Source organism: Shewanella sp. SM68 (assembly GCF_025653925.1).
Lineage (GTDB): Bacteria > Pseudomonadota > Gammaproteobacteria > Enterobacterales > Shewanellaceae > Shewanella > Shewanella oncorhynchi.
The window spans coordinates 1-2,072 of sequence record NZ_JAKKRU010000029.1; the positions used below are offsets into that span (position 1 = coordinate 1).

2 protein-coding genes and 1 pseudogene are annotated in these 2,072 nt (G+C 42.3%); 2 read left to right on the forward strand and 1 reads right to left on the reverse strand.

Annotation, left to right across the window (positions count from 1 at the left end; translation table 11 throughout):
• A pseudogene (locus L5M40_RS22465) lies at window positions 1-424 on the forward strand (replication protein RepA); the annotation flags it as partial.
• Window positions 425-437: 13 nt separating this feature from the next.
• On the opposite strand, the gene L5M40_RS22470 reads toward L5M40_RS22465, so the two are convergent.
• Window positions 438-596, reverse strand: coding sequence for a hypothetical protein (locus tag L5M40_RS22470; RefSeq protein WP_263257271.1), 159 nt, complete (start codon window positions 594-596; stop codon window positions 438-440).
• A gap of 891 nt (window positions 597-1,487) precedes the next feature.
• Between L5M40_RS22470 and L5M40_RS22475 the strand changes: the two genes are divergently transcribed.
• Window positions 1,488-2,072: RepB family plasmid replication initiator protein (locus L5M40_RS22475; RefSeq protein WP_263257272.1), on the forward strand; the 585-nt coding region annotated here is incomplete at its 3' end.

Genomic DNA, 2,072 nt, shown 5'->3' on the forward strand with positions numbered 1-2,072 from the left:
AAACACCGAAAAAGCGGTGCATACGGGGATGTTATTGCGAGCCATGTACGATGGAGACGCGGATCTGGTTGAGTTAATGGCCGATGAAACCCTGTGGGATCTATATCGTTTGGACTATCAAGTGTTGGTCAGTCTGCGAGTACTGGAAAAATTGCCCCGTGCAGAGGTCGCACAGTGTCTGTATTTGTATTTCACGTCTTTACCCGAGAATCCTCACCCCGTTTCATTTGAGCGCCTTAGAGAGCGTTTGAGGCTTGAGACGACCAAAAAAGAAGCCAACCGTAAAATTAAGACTGGTATTCAGAAGTTGGAATCGATTGGCTACCTGTCTGGCAGCTTCGCAGTGAAGAACGGTGAGCAATACTATCTGATTGATCAGCGTTACAAGAAACTGGAAGCCGCCATTACAGGTACGCTATTTTGATGATGTAACTTTATCAAGTTACATCATTGATTGAACGGATCAACGTCTTGGTATTGATCTTATCGCGCATGCTGATCAGGCCACGAAATAGCTTAGCTGCAGTGATATTTTTACCTGATTCCAGCCATAGATTCAAATCGGCCCTATCATTTTCCGTTAATCGCAACGGCATGGGTGACGTACCCGTGGTGATTTTTTCTTGTGGCTTTGAACTTTCTTAGGTTGCTTTAGTAGAACTACGTCTATTCAGCCCAGTAATACCAGTTAATTTCCTCATATTATGTATTACACTTGTTATACATTTATTTGTTGCATGACTTCTTTAGCCAAGCTCTTATAATCGGCTAACGTGAGACTGTTAGGCTTGTAATTCAGCAAGGTTTGGCCGCTGACACTGGCTTGGCCGACGTCCTCAAAACGGCGAATCGTAATCGCTAAGACTTTGCCTTCGAGTGACGCTAGTTATTCATCGAGGAAGTTATTAATTAGCTTATTAGCTTTGGCTGTTCGAATTATCTTTGCTCTTTTTTGAGGGAGCTGAAACCTCTAGGAGTGGTTCTTACTCCGCAAAAATTAACTGTTTTGCACAGCTTAGGGCCAGTAAGCTCCATCTTTAAGCTCCTCAAAGACCAAGAATAGCTACAACCCAAGCACACTAAGGCTTTCATCGGAGAGCGGTGTATTCTAATTGGGTACATAGCCGCTTTTTGCCCCCAAAAAGCCATAAAATAATACATTTAAAATCAACAGCTTAAACCTTTATCATTAAAAGCCATTTCACACGCTATGCCGCAGTTATTCATTGTTCAATAAAACTGATCGTATATACACCGAACTTTGTTCCTCTAAATTAAACGAACACAAAAGTGTATTTTAATTTGGCTTGAATGAGGGCATATGGTGTATGCCGAATGAGTAAAATTTTCACCTACAAGAAGAATTTAAATTCAAATTTCGAAAGAGTTTGCGATGCAAATTTTGATGTACGCTACAAAAAATCAAACAACGATACTAAATCACAATTAGGTGTACTCTAATTGGGTTGTTAACATAAGTGGCGCACATGGTTCGAACTGAAAATGCATTATTACCTATACCGGTTACCAAAAACCTTTACAGCACTAAACACCAAACGATTAGCAACACAACCACTGTGCAGCCTAATGTTCTCCTCAGAACAGGCGTTTTTACACCCGTAGGCCGCAGAACGCATCAGAATGATGTCAAAGCACAAGATCTCAGTAATGATCTCGTAAACCTCGATATCTGCCAAAAAGAGGGCTATGACCTGGTGACAGTCAGGGGCCAACGGCTGAATATCGAAACCGATTTTAAGGTGTGGTGCGGTATTTTTCAGACGTTCACTAAGTACGGTTACTCACCCAACACTGTAAAACTATCGTTTTCAGAGTTTGCTAAATACTGTGGTTATCCCAGCCGGCGCTTTGATAAAAACCTGCGTAAACAGATCGGTGATTCACTCGGCCGCATCCAAAGCCAAAGTTTGTCATTTAGGCGCAAAAACACCGAAAAAGCGGTGCATACGGGGATGTTATTGCGAGCCATGTACGATGGAGACGCGGATCTGGTTGAGTTAATGGCCGATGAAACCCTGTGGGATCTATATCGTTTGGACTATCAAGTGTTG